The sequence below is a fragment of the Herbaspirillum sp. genome (assembly GCF_017744395.1).
In the GTDB taxonomy this organism is placed as follows: domain Bacteria; phylum Pseudomonadota; class Gammaproteobacteria; order Burkholderiales; family Burkholderiaceae_D; genus Herbaspirillum.
Window position 1 is genome coordinate 72,666 of record NZ_JAGIBI010000008.1, and the last position, 21,053, is coordinate 93,718.

General features: G+C 62.8%; 25 protein-coding genes, 1 tRNA gene and 1 pseudogene. 11 read left to right on the top strand and 16 right to left on the bottom strand.

Features of this window, described 5'->3' with window-relative positions; all coding sequences use genetic code 11:
- The 5 genes from tolB (at nucleotide 1) to J7548_RS18590 (ending at nucleotide 4,875) form a co-directional block, all read left to right on the top strand.
- Entirely contained in the window at nucleotides 1–1,278 is a 1,278-nt protein-coding gene (gene tolB, locus J7548_RS18570; RefSeq protein ID WP_290977522.1) for a Tol-Pal system beta propeller repeat protein TolB, read from the top strand.
- Between the two features lie 43 nt (nucleotides 1,279–1,321).
- Nucleotides 1,322–1,840, top strand: a complete 519-nt coding sequence (pal, locus tag J7548_RS18575; RefSeq protein ID WP_290977524.1) for a peptidoglycan-associated lipoprotein Pal — start codon at nucleotides 1,322–1,324, stop codon at nucleotides 1,838–1,840.
- Between the two features lie 5 nt (nucleotides 1,841–1,845).
- The gene (ybgF, locus tag J7548_RS18580) at nucleotides 1,846–2,601 is read left to right on the top strand and encodes a tol-pal system protein YbgF (RefSeq protein WP_290977526.1); all 756 of its coding nucleotides are present in this window, start codon (nucleotides 1,846–1,848) and stop codon (nucleotides 2,599–2,601) included.
- 105 nt (nucleotides 2,602–2,706) lie between these two features.
- Nucleotides 2,707–2,782: transfer RNA gene (locus J7548_RS18585), tRNA-Lys, on the top strand.
- 455 nt (nucleotides 2,783–3,237) lie between these two features.
- Nucleotides 3,238–4,875: a lyase family protein gene (locus J7548_RS18590; protein ID WP_290977528.1), complete on the top strand. Its 1,638-nt coding sequence runs from the start codon at nucleotides 3,238–3,240 to the stop codon at nucleotides 4,873–4,875.
- Nucleotides 4,876–4,927: 52 nt separating this feature from the next.
- On the opposite strand, the gene J7548_RS18595 is transcribed toward J7548_RS18590, so the two are convergent.
- Entirely contained in the window at nucleotides 4,928–5,818 is an 891-nt protein-coding gene (locus tag J7548_RS18595; RefSeq protein ID WP_290977530.1) for a prolyl oligopeptidase family serine peptidase, read from the bottom strand.
- A gap of 223 nt (nucleotides 5,819–6,041) precedes the next feature.
- Between J7548_RS18595 and J7548_RS18600 the strand changes: the two genes are divergently transcribed.
- Together J7548_RS18600 and J7548_RS18605 are read left to right on the top strand one after the other, a co-directional pair.
- Nucleotides 6,042–6,503 carry a hypothetical protein gene (locus tag J7548_RS18600; protein WP_290977532.1) on the top strand — a complete coding sequence of 154 codons (462 nt, stop codon included), beginning with the start codon at nucleotides 6,042–6,044 and terminating at the stop codon, nucleotides 6,501–6,503.
- A gap of 43 nt (nucleotides 6,504–6,546) precedes the next feature.
- Nucleotides 6,547–6,918, top strand: a complete 372-nt coding sequence (locus J7548_RS18605; protein ID WP_290977534.1) for a DUF423 domain-containing protein — start codon at nucleotides 6,547–6,549, stop codon at nucleotides 6,916–6,918.
- 27 nt (nucleotides 6,919–6,945) lie between these two features.
- On the opposite strand, the gene J7548_RS18610 is transcribed toward J7548_RS18605, so the two are convergent.
- The 4 genes from J7548_RS18610 to J7548_RS18625 are packed head-to-tail and all read right to left on the bottom strand — an operon-like array spanning nucleotide 6,946 to nucleotide 10,698.
- Entirely contained in the window at nucleotides 6,946–7,689 is a 744-nt protein-coding gene (locus tag J7548_RS18610; RefSeq protein WP_290977536.1) for a type IV pili methyl-accepting chemotaxis transducer N-terminal domain-containing protein, read from the bottom strand.
- Nucleotides 7,690–7,730: 41 nt separating this feature from the next.
- A complete protein-coding gene (locus J7548_RS18615; protein ID WP_290977538.1) occupies nucleotides 7,731–8,543 on the bottom strand; it encodes an ABC transporter ATP-binding protein in 813 nt (270 codons plus the stop codon).
- 14 nt (nucleotides 8,544–8,557) lie between these two features.
- Nucleotides 8,558–9,472, bottom strand: coding sequence for a nitrate ABC transporter permease (gene ntrB, locus J7548_RS18620; RefSeq protein WP_290977540.1), 915 nt, complete (start codon nucleotides 9,470–9,472; stop codon nucleotides 8,558–8,560).
- Nucleotides 9,473–9,525: 53 nt separating this feature from the next.
- Nucleotides 9,526–10,698, bottom strand: coding sequence for a CmpA/NrtA family ABC transporter substrate-binding protein (locus tag J7548_RS18625; protein WP_290977572.1), 1,173 nt, complete (start codon nucleotides 10,696–10,698; stop codon nucleotides 9,526–9,528).
- Between the two features lie 173 nt (nucleotides 10,699–10,871).
- On the opposite strand from J7548_RS18625, the gene J7548_RS18630 reads away from it, so the two are divergent.
- Nucleotides 10,872–11,042: a hypothetical protein gene (locus J7548_RS18630; protein WP_290977542.1), complete on the top strand. Its 171-nt coding sequence runs from the start codon at nucleotides 10,872–10,874 to the stop codon at nucleotides 11,040–11,042.
- 108 nt (nucleotides 11,043–11,150) lie between these two features.
- Here J7548_RS18630 and J7548_RS18635 read toward each other — a convergent pair whose 3' ends face one another.
- Nucleotides 11,151–11,816 carry an ANTAR domain-containing protein gene (locus J7548_RS18635; RefSeq protein ID WP_290977544.1) on the bottom strand — a complete coding sequence of 222 codons (666 nt, stop codon included), beginning with the start codon at nucleotides 11,814–11,816 and terminating at the stop codon, nucleotides 11,151–11,153.
- Between the two features lie 458 nt (nucleotides 11,817–12,274).
- Between J7548_RS18635 and J7548_RS18640 the strand changes: the two genes are divergently transcribed.
- Both J7548_RS18640 and J7548_RS18645 read left to right on the top strand, forming a co-directional pair.
- Nucleotides 12,275–13,066, top strand: a complete 792-nt coding sequence (locus J7548_RS18640; RefSeq protein WP_290977546.1) for a hypothetical protein — start codon at nucleotides 12,275–12,277, stop codon at nucleotides 13,064–13,066.
- A gap of 184 nt (nucleotides 13,067–13,250) precedes the next feature.
- Nucleotides 13,251–13,571: a hypothetical protein gene (locus J7548_RS18645; RefSeq protein ID WP_290977548.1), complete on the top strand. Its 321-nt coding sequence runs from the start codon at nucleotides 13,251–13,253 to the stop codon at nucleotides 13,569–13,571.
- 68 nt (nucleotides 13,572–13,639) lie between these two features.
- On the opposite strand, the gene J7548_RS18650 is transcribed toward J7548_RS18645, so the two are convergent.
- The 8 genes from J7548_RS18650 to J7548_RS18685 form a co-directional block, all read right to left on the bottom strand.
- Nucleotides 13,640–13,855, bottom strand: coding sequence for a prenyltransferase (locus tag J7548_RS18650; protein WP_290977550.1), 216 nt, complete (start codon nucleotides 13,853–13,855; stop codon nucleotides 13,640–13,642).
- 124 nt (nucleotides 13,856–13,979) lie between these two features.
- Nucleotides 13,980–14,339, bottom strand: a complete 360-nt coding sequence (locus tag J7548_RS18655; protein WP_290977552.1) for a hypothetical protein — start codon at nucleotides 14,337–14,339, stop codon at nucleotides 13,980–13,982.
- A gap of 156 nt (nucleotides 14,340–14,495) precedes the next feature.
- On the bottom strand, nucleotides 14,496–16,532 hold the full coding sequence (locus J7548_RS18660) for a PAS domain-containing protein (RefSeq protein ID WP_290977554.1): 2,037 nt from the start codon (nucleotides 16,530–16,532) through the stop codon (nucleotides 14,496–14,498).
- Between the two features lie 73 nt (nucleotides 16,533–16,605).
- Nucleotides 16,606–17,094: a response regulator gene (locus J7548_RS18665; protein WP_290977556.1), complete on the bottom strand. Its 489-nt coding sequence runs from the start codon at nucleotides 17,092–17,094 to the stop codon at nucleotides 16,606–16,608.
- Between the two features lie 83 nt (nucleotides 17,095–17,177).
- Entirely contained in the window at nucleotides 17,178–17,807 is a 630-nt protein-coding gene (locus tag J7548_RS18670; protein ID WP_290977558.1) for a response regulator transcription factor, read from the bottom strand.
- Nucleotides 17,808–18,110: 303 nt separating this feature from the next.
- Entirely contained in the window at nucleotides 18,111–18,440 is a 330-nt protein-coding gene (locus tag J7548_RS18675; RefSeq protein ID WP_290977560.1) for a BON domain-containing protein, read from the bottom strand.
- Between the two features lie 141 nt (nucleotides 18,441–18,581).
- Nucleotides 18,582–18,896, bottom strand: coding sequence for a DUF883 family protein (locus tag J7548_RS18680; RefSeq protein WP_290977562.1), 315 nt, complete (start codon nucleotides 18,894–18,896; stop codon nucleotides 18,582–18,584).
- Between the two features lie 299 nt (nucleotides 18,897–19,195).
- Nucleotides 19,196–19,390, bottom strand: a complete 195-nt coding sequence (locus J7548_RS18685; protein ID WP_290977564.1) for a CsbD family protein — start codon at nucleotides 19,388–19,390, stop codon at nucleotides 19,196–19,198.
- Nucleotides 19,391–19,679: 289 nt separating this feature from the next.
- Here J7548_RS18685 and J7548_RS18690 point away from each other — a divergent pair, with 289 nt between their 5' ends.
- Nucleotides 19,680–20,144: a PA2169 family four-helix-bundle protein gene (locus J7548_RS18690; protein ID WP_290977566.1), complete on the top strand. Its 465-nt coding sequence runs from the start codon at nucleotides 19,680–19,682 to the stop codon at nucleotides 20,142–20,144.
- An 83-nt stretch (nucleotides 20,145–20,227) separates the two neighbouring features.
- On the opposite strand, the gene J7548_RS18695 is transcribed toward J7548_RS18690, so the two are convergent.
- Nucleotides 20,228–20,794, bottom strand: a complete 567-nt coding sequence (locus J7548_RS18695) for an NAD(P)H-dependent oxidoreductase (RefSeq protein WP_290977568.1) — start codon at nucleotides 20,792–20,794, stop codon at nucleotides 20,228–20,230.
- A 141-nt stretch (nucleotides 20,795–20,935) separates the two neighbouring features.
- Nucleotides 20,936–21,053: pseudogene (locus J7548_RS18700) on the bottom strand (ABC transporter ATP-binding protein); the annotation flags it as partial.

The window sequence follows — 21,053 nt, forward strand, 5'->3', positions numbered from 1 at the left end:
ATGATAAATGTCCGTTACCTGACCAGCATTGCCGTCGCCGCCGCCAGCCTGTCCTTTGCGCCGGCCTCGCAGGCGCAGTTGCGCTTCGAGATCACCGGCGTGGGCGCTACCCAGATCCCCGTCGCCGTGGCCGCCTTTCCCGGCGAAGAAGCCGCGCCGCAGCAGATCACTTCCATCGTCAAGGCCGACCTGGCCCGCAGCGGCATCTTCAAGCTGATCGACAACAGCGACGCGCTGTCCGATTCGTCCGCAATCAACTACGCCGACTGGCAAAAGCGCGGTGCCAACGCGCTGGCCGTGGGCAGCGTGCAGCGCCTGGCCGACGGCCGCTTCGACGTGCGCTACCGCCTGTTCGACACCGTGCAGTCGAGCCAGCTCTCGGCGCTGTCCTTCGGCAGCCAGCAGCAACTGATCCGCCTGACCGCGCACAAGATCGCCGACGACATCTACCAGAAGCTGACCGGCATCCCCGGCATCTTCTCGACCCGCATTTCCTACGTGACCAAGTCGGGCAGCGAATACCGCCTGGAAGTGGCCGACGCCGACGGCGAAGGCCGGCAGGTCGCGCTGATTTCGAACGAGCCCATCATTTCGCCGTCCTGGTCGCCCGACGGCACCAAGGTCGCCTACGTCTCGTTCGAGGCCAAGAAACCGATCATCTATATCCAGAACCTGGTGACCCGCCAGCGCTCCATCGTCGCCAACTTCAAGGGCAGCAACTCGGCCCCGTCGTGGTCGCCCGACGGTTCGCGCCTGGCGGTGGCGCTGTCGCGCGACGGCCTGACCCAGGTCTACGTGATCAATGCCGACGGTTCCGGCCTGCGCCGCCTGACCAATACCTCCGGCATCGATACCGAACCGCGCTTCTCGCCTGACGGCGGCAGCATCTACTTCACCAGCGACCGCAGCGGCGGCCCGCAGATCTACCGGGTGAGCGTGGACGGCGGCAACGCCCAGCGCGTCACCTTCAACGGCAGCTACAACATCAGCCCGCGCATCTCACCCGACGGCAAGACGCTGGCCTTCATCTCTCGTCGCGACGGCCAGTTCCAGCTGTACGCGCTGGACCTGACCAACGGCCAGGAACAGCGCCTGTCCGATGGCAGCCGTGACCAATCGCCCAGCTTTGCCCCCAACGGCAAATACATCATGTACGCGACGGAGGCTGGTCGTCGCGGATCCCTGGCCATTGTCTCCGTCGATGGCCGCGTCAAGCAGCGTTTGACTACACAGGCCGGTGATATCAGGGAACCGACCTGGGGTCCGTTCATGAAATAAAGAAATCCAACATCCACATTCATCACGACAGGAGAAATCCAAAATGCGTACTATCAGCACCCTCGCCATCCTCGTTTCCAGCGCCGTTCTGCTGGCAGCCTGCTCGTCGACCAAACTGGACGACAAGAACGCCCCGGTTGAAAACCGCGCCGGCGCCAACGGCGTCGACACGCGTGCCGTCGGCACCGTCAACGCCGGCTCCGCCGACCCGCTGAACGACCCGCAAGGCGTCCTGGCCAAGCGTAGCGTCTACTTCGACTACGACAGCTACACCGTCAAGGACGAATACCGTTCGGTCGTGGAAAACCACGCCAAGTACCTGGTGGCCCACAAGGACCGTAAGGTAATCATCCAAGGCAACACCGACGATCGCGGCGGCGCCGAATACAACCTGGCCCTGGGCCAGAAGCGTGCCGAAGCCGTGCGCAAGGCGCTGGTGCTGCTGGGCGTGTCGGAATCGCAAGTCGAAGCCGTCTCCTTCGGCAAGGAAAAGCCGAAGGCACTGGGCCAGGATGAAGCGTCCTACGCTGAAAACCGCCGCGCCGACATCGCTTACCAGTGATCGACATGCGTACCGCTTTCAAACTGAAATCGGTAACCGTGGCAGCCGTGCTGGCTGCCGCGGCTTATTTACCGCTCACCGCCCATGCCGGCCTGTTCGACGACGACGAAGCGCGCAAGGCGATCCTGGACATCCGCGCCAAGATCGAAGCCCTGCAACGCGATGTCGCCAACAAAGCCGACAAGAACAGCGCGCTCACCCTCTCTGACCGCAACGACAACCTGCAATCGCAGATTTCGGCGCTGCGCGGCCAGATCGAAGTGCTGACCAACGAGATCACCAACGCCCAGCAGCGGCAAAAAGATTTTTACGTTGACCTCGACGCGCGCCTGCGCAAGCTCGAACCGCAACAGGTCAATGTCGACGGCCAGACGGTTGCCGTCGGCGTCACCGAACAGCAAGCCTATGACGCCGCGCTGTCCCAGTTCAAGGGCGGCGACTACAAGGGCGCGGCCAAGGCCTTCGGCGACTTCATCAAGCGCTACCCGCAATCGGGCTACGCCGCCTCGGCGCAATACTGGCAAGGCAATTCCCTGTACGCCCAGCGCGACTACAAGGGCGCCATCGCGGCCCAGCAAAGCGTCGTGAAGAACTATCCCGACAACCCCAAGGTCGCCGACGCCCTGCTCAACATCGGCAGCTCGCAGGCCGAACTGAAGGACAAGGCCGCGGCGAAGAAGACGCTGGAACAACTGATCGCGAAATACCCGAACAGCCCGGCCGCGCAAACCGCCAAGGAACGCCTGCCTTCGCTGAAGTAAGCATCCCGCGGCAGGCCAACTTGGCCGCGGTTGTTGCATAACGCATAGTGTTTCACGCAATGATTTGACACCGCCAATGAAGTTTGCCTATAATTGCGGTCTTTCGGGTCGTTAGCTCAGTTGGTAGAGCAGCGGACTTTTAATCCGTTGGTCGCAGGTTCGAGTCCCGCACGGCCTACCAGAAATACGAAGGGCTCCAGTTCGCTGGAGCCCTTTTTGTTTTTCGGCATTTGGATCGACAATGCTCATATAAAAAGAAAAAGGCAGGCCGTGCAAATGCGCGGCCTGCCTTTTTTATTTTGCTTTTCCACAACGCTATCAAAACGACCCAGTCATCGATTTCCGCGACTTCGATGACTATCGCAAGCGCTTTGCTTATCCCTTACTTGCCAACAGTACAAGCAGCCTTGTCGCTTGGAGGACGCTCAATACATTTGCCTTTGTCCATGCAACCGTTCGTACCGCAATTCTTCGCATAGACAACTGATGTCACCAGCGAAGAGAGAATTGCGAGCGATAAGAAAAGAACGCCCTTTTTCATGAAAATCTCCCTCATTCCAATAAAAGAAACACCCCGTAGCCGCAAACTGGCAAAGGTCTGCGACCTCTCTTGAACTGCGCATTGATTCTAGCGGAATGCCGTGGCAGCGCGCATATCCCATCGCCCTACACGCCATGGATTCAGCAGTTATCGCTACAATTGCCGCTGATGCCGCCATAAAGCAAATCCCGCCGCCCCGACCCGCTCCGGAGTTCCAAGTGTTCCGTAAATCGTCCCTCACTCTTGCTGCGACGCTCCTCGTCCTCGGCAACCATGTCTTGGCCCAACAAAAACAGCCGCAACACGATGAATTCTTCTGGCTGGGCCAAATCAACAAGGCCAGCGCGGTCATCAACACCGACGAAGGGCTGCTGGACAAATCGATGACGCCCCTGGTCGTCAACGGCATCCGCAAGGTGCTCGCCGACGCCGAGCAGCCCGGCGCCAAGCGCCCTGCCAACGTCATCACCTTCGAGCCGCTGCTGATCCAGGCCGCAGGACCGCAGATCACGCTGTTGCACGCGGGCCGCTCCAGCCAGGACATGCTGGCCACCATGCGCTCGGCCATCCTCCGCGACGACATGCTTGGGTTGGCCGAGCAGCTCAACAAGACCACCGATGCCCTGGTGAAGCTGGCGGCACGCCAGCGCGACACGATCGTTCCCAATTACACCAATGGCGTGGCCGCGCAACCCAACAGCTACGGCCACTACCTGCTGGGATTCGCCGCGGCGCTGGATCGCGACGCGCAGCGCATCCGCGAGGCTTACGCGCGCATCGACCGCTCGTCGATGGGCACCACCGTCCTGAACGGCACGAGCTGGCCGCTGAACCGCAAGCGCATGGCGGACTACCTGGGCTTCAATGCCATCGTCGACAACGCCTACGATGCATCCCAGCTTTCGTCCGTGGATGAACCGGTGGAGGCCGGCGCCATCGTTTCGTCGATCGCGCTGCATGCGGGCGCCTTCATCCAGGATGTCATGACCCAGTATGCGCAGTCGCGCCCCTGGATCTTGCTGCAGGAAGGCGGCGACAACACCTACGTCTCCAGCGCCATGCCGCAAAAGCGCAATCCCGGCCTGCTCAACAGCACGCGGCGCGACGCCTCGACGGCCCTGGCGCTGACCATGGGCACGACACTGGAAGCGCACAATATCCCGCCCGGCATGAGCGACCCCAAGGAAGTCCGGGCCAACAGCGCCATGGTGCAGGCAGCGGCCAAGGTGCTGCGCAACTGGGAGCGCATCCTGTCGGCGCTGGTCATCGATCCGCAACGCGCCCTTGAGGAACTCAACAGCGACTGGACCGCGTCGCAGGAACTGGCCGACGTCCTGATGCGCAAATACAAGCTGCCGTTCCGGGTGGGCCACCACTTCGCCTCGGAAGTCGTGGAATATGCGAAAGCCAAGGATATCCGGCCGCTCGATTTTCCCTACGCGGATGCCAAGCGGATCTATGCGCAAACGGTCCAGGGCTCCGAATTTCCGCCGTCGCTACCGATGTCCGAGCAGGAATTCCGCAGCACGCTCGATCCTGTCGCCATCGTGCGCAATCGCGCGACCTCCGGCGGCCCCCAGCCGGCGGAAATGGATCGGATGCTGCGCGAGGCCGGAGTGCGCGTTACGCAGCAGGAAGCCTGGATCAAGGCGCGCCGCGCGCATATCGCCGATGCGCTCAATCGGCTGGATGCCGACTTTGACAGGCTGGGCGCAGCGGCAGGCGTCCGCTAGCCCGCGCCATCAGGAAGAAAAGAGCACAAAGGAAAATCGCGCCGGCCGACAGTTACCGCTTGAGCGGCTGCCCCGCGAATCCCAGCTTTTCCAGGAACGCCGACACGATCGGCGACCAGATCTCCATGCCGTTGGAAAACAGCAAGTGCCCGTTCTTTCCGAACGGCGGCAGCAGATGGTAGTCGGCCGTGCCGCCGGCTTTCTCGAAAGCGGCATGCCAGGCCTTGCTATGCACCGGGGCGAAGTACAGGTCGTTCTCGGTATAGATCCACAGCGTAGGCACCTTGGTGGTCTTGCCGAACCGTGCATACATGTCTTCCAGCAGCTGCGGCTGGCAAGGGTTGCCCGGACGTGAAACCGGATCGCCGCCGGATCCGCCGGCGAAGTTGATCGCGCCGACCAGCCCGGCCGGCGCCAGCGCCGCCGTGGCGACCGTCGAATAGCCGCCCACCGATTGCCCCACCAGCAGCACGCGCTGCGGGTCGACGTAGGACTGCTGCCTGGCATAGTCCAGCACCGCCAGGATCTCCGTGCTGGCGGCCTTGGCCATAGGCGCATAATCCTTGCCGCTGCAACCGCCGCTGTCTTCCGGATCGAACTGGGTGCTGTATTGGCCGTAACCGATACGCGTCGGTTCGAATACCGCGAAACCGCGCTCGATGAAATAGCGCACCTGCCTGGTATAACGCATCCGTGGCGGGTCGTTCCGGTTGGTCGGGCTGCGCCCGTGGTTCAGGATCATGATGGGAAATGGGCCGGGGCCGTCAGGCTTGAACTGAGTGATCACGACCTTCCCGGTTTCTTCCTTGCCGTACAGGTCCTTGACCGTGACGTCGATCGATGTGACCGATTCGTTGATATCCATTGCCAGTTGCTGGGCATCGGCATTGGCCGCGCAGGCAGTGAAGAGCCAGGCTGCGAACAAGATGGCGGAATGGCGCATGTTCTTCTTCTCGTGGGGAGGAAAGCCGCTACGCTAACGCCTGCGCGCCGCTCCGGCAAGCGGGATATGCAGGCGCATGGCACGCCTGCAACAAGGCCGGCGTTACAGGCCCGCGCGGGCAGGCGCGCCTTACGCTTTGGTCCGGACGTATCCGATATACTTTCGCTTTTCATTCGCAGGTTTTCGAAATATCGCCTGCCGCGCCGCCACCCGATTGCCAGCCATGTCCGACCAGCCGCCCGAGCCCCTGTTCCCCGACGACGCCGTCAGCGGCGCCGATACCATCCCCGCGCCGCGGCCGTGGATCGCGCTGCAGAACGTGCATGAAGTCGAAACCTGGATCGAGACCTATAACCGCGAGCTGCAGGCGGTCGTCTGGCGCAACAAGCTCAATACGGCCAATGCCGGCCAGGGCATCTGCTTCACTCTGGAATTGGGCGGCGAAATCTACCTGCACACCACCGCCGAAGGCCAGGTGCTGCTGGATGTGACCGAGGAAGCCGAGTGGGTCAGCCCGGTGGTGAGCGCGGCCACCGGCGTGCAGGCGCCGGCCGGCGCCGTCTGGGTGCTGCCGCAGGATACCCTGACGCAACTGATCCTCGGCCTGTCGGGCATGATCGCAACCTCGCAGTTCGTGCTCAAGCACGAATACCGGATCGGCAAAGGCCAGCGTATCGGGTTCTGAACGTCGCGGCAATTCTTACTAACAAGGTAACAAGGAAGCATCCATGAATGAACGCACCCTCGTCGTCGCCGGCGCCCTCAACATGTTCATTGCCGTCGGCTGCGGCGCCTTCGGCGCGCACGGCCTGAAGAAGATGCTGTCCGACGAGATGCTGGCGATCTGGCATACCGCCGTCACCTACCAGGCCATGCATGCGCTGGGCATGATCGCCATCGCCCTGCTGCTGCCCCGGCTCGGCGGCGCGCTAATGCACTGGGCCGGCAACCTGATGCTGGCGGGCATCATGCTCTTCAGCGGCAGCCTCTACCTGCTGGCGCTGACCGGCACCCGCGTACTGGGTGCGATCACGCCCATCGGCGGTGCGGCCTTCCTGGCGGCATGGCTGCTGGTGGCGTGGTCCGCTTGCAAGGCCTGAGGCAAGCGCCGCGACGCTTGCGCTGCGTCAGGCGGCCGCGCCGCTCAATGCCGCCTTGACCAGTTCGTCGATCTCGCCGGTGATGTTGGAGAGCACCCCCGCCACCACCGAGAACTCCTTTCCCGCATGGCCCGAGCGGGCCGCCACGATGCGGGCGTTGAAGGCCACCATCTTGGCTTCGCGCGCAATGGTCTCGATATCGGTCATGATGCCGCGCAACTGGTTGCGCATGACCCGCGCATGCTTTTTGGATTGCTCTTCGTAGACCGCGGTGATCTGGTTGAGCACCGCCAGCAGCGGCGTGGTCTCCTTCACCAGCGCTTGCAGCAATTCCGGCGCCGCCTTGAGCTTGTCTTCAATGGCGTTGAGCGTGCGCCCGGCCAGTTCGCTGAAATGCACGATCCGCGCATCGCCTTGCGTTTTGCCGAAATAGACTTCTTCCAGTTCGGGACAAAACACGCCCGGCAGCTCGCCGGAACGCTTGAGCAAGGCCGCGTGCGCGCCGCGAAACAGCGCCAGCGCATCGCGCGCGATGGCCACCGCGCCCTCGTGGCCCTGCGCGCCCAGCACCGCATACAGCACCAGCCGCTGCGACGTGAAGCGGCGACGGCCCGAGAGGTTGATCAGCGCGCCGAATATCTCGCCCGACAGCGGTACGACGCCATCGTCATCGGCTGCAGGTTCTTCCTGCCGCGCATGCGCATCGTTGACGGCGGCAATCGGGATCGGGACGGTGCCGTGCGCTTCCTGCACGGCGGCCTGGGTGGACATGGTTCACCTCGATGATGTCGTTGGCTCCGGACGGAGCGGACTCACGCTGCCTCGCGTGCCGGATGCGCCTGCTTGCGGTAGAGGAATTCCAGCACCGCGGTGCGGTACTCGGAATACTGCCGGTCCTGTGCCAGCGCAACGCGCTCGCGCGGGCGTGGCAGACCGACCTCAAGGATTTCGCCGATGGTCGCCGCCGGGCCGTTGGTCATCATCACGATGCGGTCCGACAGCAGCACCGCCTCGTCCACATCGTGCGTCACCATGACCACGGTCGATCCGGTCTTGGCCACGATCTTGAGCAGCTCGTCCTGCAGGTGGGCGCGCGTCAACGCGTCGAGCGCGCCGAACGGTTCGTCCATCAGCAATACCTTGGGCTCCATCGCCAGCGCGCGGGCGATGCCCACCCGCTGCTTCATGCCGCCGGAGATTTCATTGGGGCGCTTGGCCTCGGCCGCAGACAGCCCCACCAGCGCCAGCGCCGCTCGCGTGCGGTCGCGCAGCTGGGTGCGGTCTTCGGCGGCGCCGAACACGCGCTCCACGCCCAGGTAGATGTTCTCGTAGCAGGTCAGCCAGGGCAGCAGCGAATGGTTCTGGAACACCACCGCACGCTCCGGCGACGGGCCCCCGATCTCGCGGTTGGCGCACAGCAGGACGCCTTCGCTGGGCCGGGTCAGGCCGGCGATCAGGTTCAACAGCGTCGACTTGCCGCAGCCGGAGTGGCCGATCAGCGTGAGGAATTCGCCTTTGGCCACCGTCAGGTTGATGTCGCGCAGCGCGTGGAAACTGCCTTTTTTAGTGTGGAACACCATCTCCACGCCGTGGATGTCGATGAATTTTCCGTTGATGTTTTCCATGCTTTCCCCCGCGTTCAGTTGCCGACTTGCTCGTACGTGAAGGCCCGCGCCAGCGCCACCAGCGCCTGCTCCAGGACCAGCCCGACCACGCCGATGACGACGATGGCGATGATGATGTGCGGCACGTTCAGGTTGTTCCACTCGTCCCATACCCAGAAGCCGATGCCCACGCCGCCGGTCAGCATCTCGGCGGCGACGATCACCAGCCAGGCGGTGCCGATGGACAGGCGCACGCCGGTCAGCATGTAGGGCAGCACCGAGGGAAACAAGATCCTGGTCAGGATCTTCCATTCCGACAGGTTCAGCACGCGCGCCACGTTCATGTAGTCCTGCGGCACGCGCTGCACGCCTACGGCGGTGTTGATGATCATCGGCCAGATCGAGCAGATGAAGATCGACCAGATCGCCGCCGGGTTGGCCGACTTGAACACCAGCAGGCCGATCGGCAGCCAGGCCAGCGGCGACACCGGTTTCAGCAGGCTGATGATGGGGCCGAACATGGCTGACAGGAACTGCACGCGGCCGATGGCGAAGCCCAGCGGAATACCGACCGCCGCCGCCAGGCCGAAGCCCATGCCCACCCGCTGCAGCGAGGCCAGCACGTTCCAGCCGATGCCCTGGTCGTTGGGGCTGTTGCGGTAGAAGGGATCGGAGAACATGTTCAGCGCTTCCCGCAGCGTCACCCACGGCGTCGGGAAGCTGCTGTTCTTCATGGCGATGATCTGCCACACCAGCACCAGCACCGCCACGCCGAGCACAGGCGGCGCGATGCGCATGAATGCCGCTGCGCCGGACCATTTCCTCTTCGGCGCCCGCGGGCCGGCCGATGCCGCCTGCGCTTCGTTGGCGGCCTGCGCGCGCTCGATCGGTGCGCTATTGCCGGCCGGCGCGGCATCGTCGCCGATGATGTTTTCCATGACTGCGCTCATTTCGGTTCCCCTTCCCGTAACACGTCACTTCGACGTCACTGCAATATGGACAATCACACCTTGATCTTGAAGGACTGCGCGTAGGCGGCAGGATTCTTGCCGTCCCAGACCGTGCCGTCCATGAACTTGGAGCTGCGCATGACGTCCTTGGGCACCGGCGTCTTGGTCATGGCGGCGGCCTCCTTGAACAGGTCGATCTGGTTGACCGACTTGGCCACGGCAAGGTAGTCCGGGTCGCTCTTGAGCAAGCCCCAGCGGCGATGCTGGGTCATGAACCACATGCCATCCGACAGGTAGGGGAAATTCACCGTGCCGTCGTTGTAGAACTTCATGTAGTTGGGATCGTCCCAGGTCTTGCCCAGGCCGTTCTGGTAGCGGCCCATGATGCGCTGGTCGATCACGTCCTTGCTGGTGTTGACGTAGGACTTGTCGGCGATGACCTCGGCCATCTTGTTCTTGTTGGCCAGCGAGGCGTCGATCCATTTGCCGGCGTCGAGGATGGCGGCCATCATCGCGCGACAGGTGTTGGGGTATTTCTTGACGAACTCCAGCGAGCTGCCCAGCACCTTCTCCGGGTGATCCTTCCAGATGTCCTGCGTGGTGGTGGCGGTGATGCCCACGCCGTCGACGATGGCGCGGTGGCCCCAGGGCTCGCCCACGCAGAAACCGTCCATGTTCCCGACCCGCATGTTGGCCACCATCTGCGGCGGCGGCACGGTGATCACCTTGGCATCCTTCATCGGATTGACGCCGTTGGCGGCCAGCCAGTAGTACAGCCACATGGCATGGGTGCCGGTGGGGAAGGTCTGGGCGAAGGTGTATTCGCGCTTGTCGGCCTGCATCAGCTTGGCCAGCGAGGCGCCGTCTACCGCGCCCTTGTCGGCCAGTTTCTTGGACAGCGTGATGGCCTGGCCGTTGTGGTTCAGGCCCATCAACACTGCCATGTCCTTCTTCTGCCCGCCGATGCCCAACTGCACGCCGTAGATCAGGCCGTACAGCACGTGGGCGGCATCCAGCTCGCCATTGGTCAGCTTGTCGCGCACGCCGGCCCAGGAGGCTTCCTTGCTGGGCACGATCTTGATGCCGTACTTCTTGTCGAAACCCAGCACCGAGGCCATCACCACGGAGGCGCAGTCGGTCAGGGGGATGAAGCCGATCCTGACTTCTTCCTTCTCCGGTTTGTCGGAACCGGCGGCCCATGCGCCGCCGCTGGCCAGCCCCATCATGCTTGCTCCCGCCGCGATGCCCGCGGTATGAATGATCTTGCGGCGCATGCCGTCCACTTGCTCGCCGTCGACTGCGCCTGCCGCTGCCTTGCCTGCCTGCTCGTTGAAATCCATCGCCTTCCCCCATTGCTGATCGACAAACAAAAAAGGCGTACTCCAGCACGCGATGCCGCATGCAGGAAGACGCCTTTGTCTTGGGTGACACGGCCGCCGTTGGCCGCATCTGTGCGCACTCGTTGCGCTATGACGGCATGTTCAGCAAAGACCGTGCCAGAAAGATGGCAAGCATCCCGCATGCCCCGCATTGCCTGGCTGAACGGGCCCTGCCGCCGATGCCGGAGTGAGAAAAGGCATGGCGTGCTAAACAAAAAATGCACGCCGCATCGCACTTCATTTGTGCTTTGCACCAAATTGGCGGGAGAGAAAAGAAGGGAAGATGCAGGAAGAAACGCTCAGCCCAGCAGATCCTCGGCATCCAGCAGACGCTGGGCCACTTCGGAGAGTTTGAGGTTGCGGTTCATCGCCATGCTGCGCAGCTTCTGGTAGGCCTGGTCTTCGGACATGCCCTTGCGCGCCATGAGTACCCCTTTGGCGCGCTCGACCAGCTTGCGTTCGGCCAGCTTGTTCCTGGTGTCGGAAAGCTCGGCCAGCAGCTTCTGCTCTTGGCGAAAGCGCGCCAGCGCCACATCCAGCACCGGCTTGACCCGCTCGGCCTGCAAGCCGGCCACGATGTAGGCGGTCACGCCGGCGGCCATGGCGGCTTCCATGCTGGAAGTGTCGTCGTCTTCGGTGAACATGACGATGGGACGGCGTTCGTCGCGGGTGGCGATGACGATATGTTCCAGCACGTCGCGGGCGTCGGACTCGGCTTCGATGATGATCATGTCCGGCTGCAGGCTGGCGATGCGGTCCGGCAGCGACAGGTCGGCCGGCAGCGCGGCGATGATGTTGTATCCCGCGTCCAGCAGCCCGGCCCGCAGCGCCTCGGCGCGCTGCTGCGCCTGCTCGTGCGCGGCCGCATCATGGTCTTCTTCCAGGTGCGGCACGGAATTGACGATGACGATACGCAGCGCGCGGACGCCGGCGGCGGAAGAGGTCGATGGGCTACCGGATTTCATAGAAGGACGAACTGGCTGTCTGCTTTTGTTGCGACCAGGCCCCCGTTTCACAACGGCAGGCGATCCAAGTCAAACACTGCCCGCTCCAGCGGCTACGCTGCACGGCAACATGCGCCTGACGGCCGGAATAGTACCCCATTACCGTTCAAAAAACATGCATCGCCGTAAAACAAGCGCCGCCGCCGGCGCGACATGCCGAAACAACAAAGCAAATTCCGCACCAAGATGGGCGTTACCGTTTTCCCCGACAAGCCCCTTTCCATTTTCTTACAGGCAATCGCGGTACGCGCCGATCGCGCCCGCAAAGGTACAAAGCCTAAGCTATGTGGGCTCGCACGAACCGTGCTGGCGGCTTCCCAGGCCGGCACGACTGCAAACCGACCGCACGGAGACCGCTCCATATGCCTACCGACCTGCAGCCCACCTTCCGCATGACACGCCCAATCCGACGGATACGCATGCTCTGTCTTGCATCCGGCGCCATCGTCCTGCTCTTGCTTTCCCGGAGCGCGTGCGCGGACCCACCGCCGGCGCTGGACCGACTGAACTTGTCGGTCGGCGGCTACTACGTCGACCCGACCTTCAACATCCGGGCCAATACCCAATTCGGCTCAGCCGAAACCGGCGACATCGAACGCAACCGCACCACGCTGCCGCGCGTGCGCGCCGAGCTGTTGCTGGGCGATAGCCATGGGCTGTCATTCGACTACTTCCGTTACCGTAACGACTATACCTACAACACTTCCCGCACGTTCAATGTGGGCGGCATGCCCGCGGTCCTGGCCGGCGACGCCAACGCCAACCTGGAAGTCGACTTCGCCTCGCTGGCCTACAAGTGGTGGCTCGGCACAGGCAACGATGTCTTCGGCATCGGCCTGGGCGCCGGCTACTACCGTGCGCATTACGACATCCAGGCCAACGGCGTATTCAATGGCACATCCGGGTCGCTCAATCAAAGCGATACCGAAAAGACCTTCGCCCCGCTGCTGGAGCTGGGCTGGAAGCACGCCTTCAGCAAGGACTTGCGTATCTACGCCGAAGCCTCGGGCGTGAAGAAGAACTGGGGCTCGGTCACCGGCCACATTTACGGCGCGGCGCTGGGCGTGGAGTGGTATCCGCTGAAAAACATCGGCGTCGGCGCCGACTACGGCATCACTCGCATCCACATCAACCGCGATGGCGGCAACTCGCAGGCCGCTTTCGACGTCAAGCTGACCGGGCCTTCTGCCTACCTGAAAATGCGCTTCTGACATCCTCATCCCCGGCGCCTGCGACCGGGGGAAACGGAGAATCCGTTTCCACAAGCCAAGCCTGATAACATCCGTCCTGCGGATGGGAACGCGGCGCGGCCGGTACCTGTGACCGGCCGCGCCGCGTTCTTTTTGCATCCGGCCTTGCCGATGCCCTTGACCATTTCCCTCATGAGGTAAGCATATGAAGAAAAACATCCTCGCAGTCCCTTTGCTCGCCATCGCGGCGGCGCTGTTCGCCCCCCTCGCCCATGCGGCCGAGGAAGACGTCAGCAAGGCCGATCCGGCCCGCTGGCACAAGGCGGACGACACCCCCAAAGCGCGCTACCGGAACCTGCTCAAGGAAGCCAACGCCGCCCATGGCGAAGCCCTGCAGGCTTGCAAGGGCATGCGCGGCAAAGAAGCCAGGGCTTGCCGCAGCGACGCCGGCGCCGCGAAGAAGGAAGACCTGGAACGCGCCAAACGGATCTACAAGGATTACCGGGAAACCTCCCGGGCTTCCTGAACGGAACGATATGCAACAAAAAAGCCGGCTCAGCCGGCTTTTTGCTCCCGTTGCCGGTGCTGCCAGGATCAGCGGCCGACCTGGTTGCCGATCACGCCGCCCACGGCAGCGCCGCCGGCGGTACCGATGCCGCTGCCGCCAGTCAATATGGCGCCGCTGACTGCCCCGATACCCGCGCCGATGGCGGTGTTCTTGTCACGCGTAGACATGTTGCTGCAACCGGTCAGCGCCGAAAAGGCAAACAGTGCGGTGAGAGTGATAGCGGTTTTTTGAATTGTTTTCATGACTGCACCTCATTGTGAAGTGTGGGAGTAGGTTTGACGGCGAAAAAGGGCTTGAATTCCTCGCCGCGGGCAAATTCCGGCAAACGTTACATCGCTTGCATCCGCTTACGGCAGCTCTGCCGTATCAAGTCATCGGGAGCGCGGATGTGCTGGCGCGGCCGGGCTGGGTAGCGTGGCGCGAGGATTGCGGCTGTGCGGTGCGGCCTGGCGCGACGTGCGCCGGCCTGCGGACGATCACGGCGTTGCCGATGGCGTCGCTGATCGATTTCCCGAGCTTGCCCTGGGCCATGTCCATGTAGCGGAAGTTCTTCTGCCGCAACGCCTGCAACTGCGCAAAATCCGGCGGCGCGTGGCGCTCCATCAACGGCGACGACCAGCGCGAAGCTGCCTCCGCCAACGGCATATCGGCGCTTTGCGCGCCGGCCGGCGAAACCGCTGCCGACATTCCCGCCAACAGGCAGAATCCAAATAATGTTTTTCTCATGATTCCTCCCGGAAGGCCACGCATGCGGCAATGGGAACGCATCGCGCAACCGGCAAGAACCCGGCGTCCTTGTACTCTGCCGCACGACAGGAACATGGTCGCTGAAAATGCTGCGGCACAAAATCGGCCCTTTCCGATTCTTGCGTAGGAAACCTCCTACACCGCCGGCGGCGCCATCTCCGGCCTGATCGGCAGGCTGATCGTGATCAATGCGCCCTTGCCGGGCGTGGAGCGGATATCGACCTTGCCGCCGAAATAGGTGGCGCGCTCGCGCAGGCCGCGCAGGCCATAGGTCTTGTGGTTGTCGCGCCGGTCCTCGGGAATGCCCACGCCGTCATCGCGCACGGTCAGCGCCACGTGGTCTTCGTCGATGTCGAGTATGACGTCGACCTTGCTGGCCTTGGCATGCTTGGTGACGTTGTTGAGCGCTTCCTGCAGCATGCGATAAATCGCGATCTCCATCTCATGCCCGACCGCCACTTCCTCGTCCGGCAGGCTGGCATGGCAGGCGATGCCGGTGCGTTCGTGCAATTCCTCCAGCTGTTCCGAGATGGCCGCTTTCAAGCCGAACAGATCCAGTGTGTTGGGGCGCAGCTCCGTCTGGATGCGCCGCGTGGTGGCCACCAGCGACTTCATCAGCCCCTGCATGCGGGTCTTGCGGTCGCGCCATTTGTCGTCGGCCGGCAGTACCTGGTACACGCCTTCCAAATGCATCGACAAGGCCGTGAGCGCGGCGCCCATGTTGTCGTGCAGCTCGCGCGCAATGGCGCGCTTTTCCTCTTCGCGCACCGTTTCCAGGTGGTTGGTCAGTTCGCGCAGCAGCGCGGTGCGCTGGATCACAGTCTTCTCCAACTGGCTCTCGCGCTGGCGCAGCACATCCTCGGCCAGCTTGCGCTCGGTGATGTCGGTGCTGATACCGATCACCCCCTGTACGCTGCCGTCCTTGCCGAACCAGGGCACCTTGGCGGTCTGGAAAGTGATCACGCCTTCCGGCAGGTGCAGCGTCTGCTCCAGTTTCTCCGGCTTGCCCGAAGCCATCACCCGGCGGTCGTCGCGGTCGATGCGGTCGGCCTCGTCCGCCAGGCTGTATAGCTCGCGGCTGGAGCGGTACATGGCTTCGTCCCAGGTCTTGCCGAGCTTTTGCAGCGTGGCCGGATTGGCGAAGATCATCAGCCCCTGTCGGTTCTTCACGAAGATCGGGTCGCTGGTGCTTTCGCTGACGGCGTTGAGCAGCGCGCTGGTTTCGGCCAGCTTCTGCGCGTTGCGCGTGCGCTCGCCGTATTCGCTGTCGAGCTTGCCGGCCGAGCTCCAGAAGATGAACAGGATGATCGCGCCGTTGACCAGCGTCAGCGTGGGCAGCAGCAATTCGGACGTGATCCAGCCGTTGGCCAGGCCCCAGTTCAGCAACAGGCTGAAGGCCAGCAGCAGGAACAGGGTCTGCGGCAGCAGCCGGCGCAGCATCTGCCCGCCCGGCGCGATGCGCATGATCACCGCCATCACCGGATGGCCCGGCCGCGCCATCAGCAGCGCCGCGCCCAATAGCGCCAGCACCATGGCGGACAGCAGCGGCACCGGCAGGTAGAAGTCCAGGTAAATGAATTGGCTGACGCCGTAGAGATAACCCACCAGCGGGATCGCGGAGAGCCCCACCAGGCCGAAGCAAAGGTATTCGGACGGGTAATATCCGCCCAGCAGGCGCCAGTCGTGCAGCAGCAGGATCGCCGCCATCAGCAGGAAACCGACCGACAGCAGGGGCGGGATCGCCAGCGGGGAAATCGGATGGGCCGCGTCCACCGGCAGCCAGCCCAGCCAATACAGGCCGCCATGCACCAGCGTCGCCCCGCCCAACACCAACAGCAGCAGCGCCAGGAGATTGACCAGCAGGCCCAGCCGCGCGCTATGCATCGACACGTTGACGCAGCGCAGGTACAGCGCCCCGCCGCCCAGCACGAAACCGGCGGCCGTCACGCCCTTCACGGCCAGCAGCTCGGCCAGCAGCTTGCGGTATTCCGCTTCCAGGAAGGTGCCGGCCAGCGCCACCACGATGCCGAACAAAATCACCGCCATGGACAGGCCCATGGCCAATGTCACCATGCTGCTGTAGTTGGATTGGGAGGCGGCAAAGTGCTCGACCGATGAATTCTTCTGCAACTCGGCAAAAGACGGATGAAGGCTGCCGTTTCTCTTTGGCATCGTCGGGAATCCCCTGCTTCTTTTCGTTGAAGCTGTTTTTCTTGAACCGATGGCGACCACGCCCCCGCAATACTCACATGCTGCCCGGCAACGATGAGCCGGGCGGCGCATTGGCGGGCGCATAATTTGCCATTCCCATCTTTTCACGCGCCAGCTTCTCAAGCAGATCGTATAACAGCGGCAGTTCGGAAGATTTATCGAAGAAGTACCCCACGCCGCATTGCAGGCCAACGCGGCGGTAGGTCGGGCTGACATGGTTGCTGAACACGACCTTGACCTCGTCCTGGCGTCGGACGTCGAAGCGCGCCAGCGCCTGCAGCAGGCTCATGCCGTTGCCTTGCTTCAGCTGGATGTCCAGGATCAGCACATCGTAGCTGTGGTGCTGCAGATGCAGCAGCGCCTGCGCCTCGGTTTCGGCATATCCCGCCAAGCTGACGCCGGTGATTTCAGCGAGGCTTTCCACGATCAGGTCGCGCACGTCCTCCGAATCCTCCACCAGGAAGATCCGCAAGGGCGCCGCGTCAGCGCCGCGTTGCGCCCAGGAATTGAGGATGTCGCCCATCGTCTGCCATCTTCTCTTTTAATACTGCCCAACCCTCCGGGCATGTCTCCTTGCCTCGCCGGCTGGACGGCCGGCATGTTCAATCAATCGATCAGGTTGTTCTTGATTGCGTAATAAATGATATCCGCGTTGTTGGTCATGCTCATTTTCTGCAGCACGCGCGAACGATAGGTACTGACGGTCTTGACCGAAAGGCACAGTTCGTCGGCGATTTGCGTCACGCCCTGGCCTTGCCCCAGCTTGTAGAAGATTTCGTATTCGCGCTGCGAGAGCGTCTCGTGCAGCGGCTTTTCCGAATCCACCGGTTCGCTGGTCAGGAGTTCGGCCACGCCATAGCTGATGTACTTGTGGCCGCGCAGGATGGTGTTGATGGCGTTGACCAGCTCCGTGGCCAGCGCCTCCTTCTGCACATAGCCGCTGGCGCCGCTGCGCAGCACCTGCACCGCGTAGCGGCTCTCTGGATGCATGCTCAACATCAGCACCGGCAGGTCGGGCTTTTCACGCTTGATCTGCTTGAGCACTTCCACGCCGCTCTTGTCCGGCATGGCGATGTCGAGCAGCACGATATCCCAGTCCTGGGTTCGCACCAGGCGGATCGCTTCCTCGGCGGTGCCGGCTTCGCCCCCGACTTCCATGGCCGGGATTTCGGAGATGAAGTGATGGACACCTGCCCGCACGACCGCGTGGTCATCGACTACAAGTATTTTTGTCATAGTAATTTGAGCGGTGATATTGATTCCGCGACATCGCTTGTACTGCTGGCGGATGGTTGACGGCCTGATCGGATCAGAAGCGCTGTCATGGGGCTGGCGCCCCGGCCTTGCTGCGCATCACCCCGGCCGTCCAATCAACCTTGAAATACCTTTGAAATGCCTTGGTGTAATGGCCTCCAACTATACCTCACCCCCAATTTGCTGTCTGCTCCCGCTACATGCCGCCGCCGTTACTGCTGCGGAAGCGAACGGGTGCAACCGGCCCCGGGGCCGGTTGCACCCGCAGCAAGCCGGAACCCGGACTTACCGCCTCAGCTGCAAATCGTTGCGCACGGATACCACACCCTTCACGCCGCGCGCCACTTCGGTAGCGCGCGCGGCCGAGGTCGCGCTGGAGACGAAACCGGAGAGCTGGACAGTCCCTTTATACGTTTCGACGCTGATTTCCGCCGACTTCAGATCCGGCTCATTGAACAGCGCCGCCTTTACCTTGGTGGTGATGACCGTATCATCGACATATTCGCCGGTGCCTTCCTTGCCCGGGCCGGAAGCGCATCCAACCAGCGACACCACCAGCAGCGCCAGGAAAAAACCGGCGAAACGCCGGACCAGGGATATGTTGTTCAACGTCATTCTGCTCTCCTAAAAAATAGACATAGGGAAAGGGCCGGCGCCGGCTTGGCACCCAAAGGCCCGTTATGGTTCAGACAATGGCTTGGCGCACTCCGGTGTGGCGCCATCCGCCTCCGGCATGCCCTGCTGCGAGAGCCGAGGTCAATTCCGGTCGGCGCAACGGCCTATCGCCAATCCGACCAGCAAACCGATGCTGCTGGAAATTGCAATTGCCCGCCAAGGGTTGGACTGCACGTAGTCGTCGGTGGTGGTGACGATCTGGCGCCCCGTCTGCAACATCGTCGACTGCGCCTCCTGCGCGGTGTTCAGGGCCTGGTCCAGCACTTGCTGCCCTTTCGCGCGCAACTCGTCCGCATTCTTGCCGGTTGCCGCGGCAGCTTCGGCGAAAAGATCTTGGGCTTGCTGCAACAAGGCCCGCACGTCGTTGCGAACAGTCTTGATATTGTTGGCAGGCATGTCTGCTCTCCATTCGTTCGGTTTTATCCGACGGCCACGCCACCGTCCCTTCACACCAGGTATTGCAGGACGATCAGCATCAGCAACGGCACACCCAAGAGCCATCCAAGCACAAGCTTGTCCATGATTGCCTCCTTTGGTTTTCTTTTTTCATCTTGCCGGACTGCCGACTGCCTTTACCGCAACCTGTCTCCCGCCATGCCTTCCGGCTCCTGCCATCCTGCCCTGGCTCTCCGAATGCCGCCAAGGCAGCTTCTACCCAACACGCCACCGGACACCCGCTTCTCCTTATGCCCGGATTATTGGCGTACTCCGCTGCGCAACGAGCGCTGGATCAGTTCCTGCGCTTCTCCTACCGCATGCATGATCTTGCCCTCGGACTGGCGCTGCAGAGCCTGCCGCTGCAATTCGGCATTGCCCGTCATCGATGCGAATCGCTCCTGGACTTTGCCCAGGGCCACTTGGAAATGGCCGGTGATCGTCTTCCTGTTCATGGATGCGCCTCCAAAAAGTAGAATCCAGTCAACTGTTGCAAGTTGAGAAAAATGTTAGCAACCGACTACAGCTGCGCTCTATAGGACGCCCCCCGATTGTCTTGTAGGACAACGTGAAGACCCGCATCAGCATTGGGTTCCAGGGCGCCAAAATCCCATCGAACGGGCGATCCGGTATTCCTACAAGCGCTTGCGCCGCCGTCCGATGGCGGCCTCCCAAGGCGCTGCCTAGGATGGCAGCATCGCGCCGGGCAACGTTGCCGCGGCGACAAGCACAAGGAGGCCGCGCATGACCAACGATCGTCTGATTTCCGCATTGAACGACCTGATCCAGATCTCCAAGGATGGCGAGAAGGGCTTCCGCACCTGCGCCGACGATGCCGCGGAACGCCATGCGAACTACCAGGAGCTGTTCATGGCGCGCGCCACCGAGTACGCGCAGACCGTGCTGGACCTGCAGGACCTGGTGCATCGCCTGGGTGGCGAACCGGCCAACCACAGCACCTTCGGCGGCACGCTGCACCGGCAATGGATGCTCCTGAAATCGGCCATCATGGGCCTCGATGACGCAGCCGTCCTCGGCGAATGCGAACGCTGCGAAGATACCGCCGTACATGTCTACCGCCAGGCCCTGGGCCAGGACCTGCCCGACGATGTGCGCCTGATCGTGGAACGCCAGTACCAGGGCGTACTGCTCAACCACGACAAGGTGCACAGCCTGCGCAACCGGGTACGGACACGCAACGCCGCCTGAGCGCGCCGGCGTCCGGCCGAAAAAAAAGCGCAGCCCGCAGGCTGCGCTTTTCGTTTCAACTCAGCGGCGCCAGGCCGCCGGCATCAGCTGCGCTGGCGCAAGAAGCGCACACGGTCGGCCAATGCCGTCACCATCGTCTTGAGGAATTCGCGGGTGGGCTCATGGGTCAGCTTGCCACTGGCGTCGAAACGCTCGCCGGCCGTGCCGATCATGACTTCGGGCTTGTTGATGAATTGCAAGTCGAGGAACACGCCGATCTGGCGCAGGTGGTACTGGGCGCGCGCCGTGCCGATGACGCCCGGGCTGGCCCCCATGATGGCGGCCGGCTTGCCGGCGAAAGGCTGCTGCGGCGGACGCGAAGCCCAGTCGATCGCATTCTTCAGCACGCCCGGCACCGAGTAGTTGTATTCGGGCGTGGAAAAGATGATGGCGTCGGCCTGCTCGATCTGCTTGCGCAGGCGCTCCACCGCGGGCGGCCACCCCTGTTCGCGCAGATCTTCGTTGTACAGCGGGATCTCCGAAATATCCGCTTCGGTGAGCGATACGCCCGGCGGCAGCAGTTCATGCAGCGCCTTCAGGGCGGCGGTGTTATAGGACTTGGCGCGCAGGCTGCCGGAAATGCCGAGGATCTTTACATCGGTCTGGCTCATACAGTTCTCCTTGCTGGGGAAATAAACAATGAACGACAAATCCTAACAGCAAAGATGCCGCGGCGAGTTCAATGGGCGCCATAAAAAACGCCGCATGGCGGAACCATGCGGCGTGGTCGCGGTGATGCGGGGGTGGACGGATCAGCCTTCGCCCAGATACGCCGCCTTCACCCGCGGATCGTCCAGCATCTCCCTGGCCTGGCCGTTCATCGTGATCAGCCCCGACTCCATCACATACCCCCGGTGCGCCGCCTCCAGC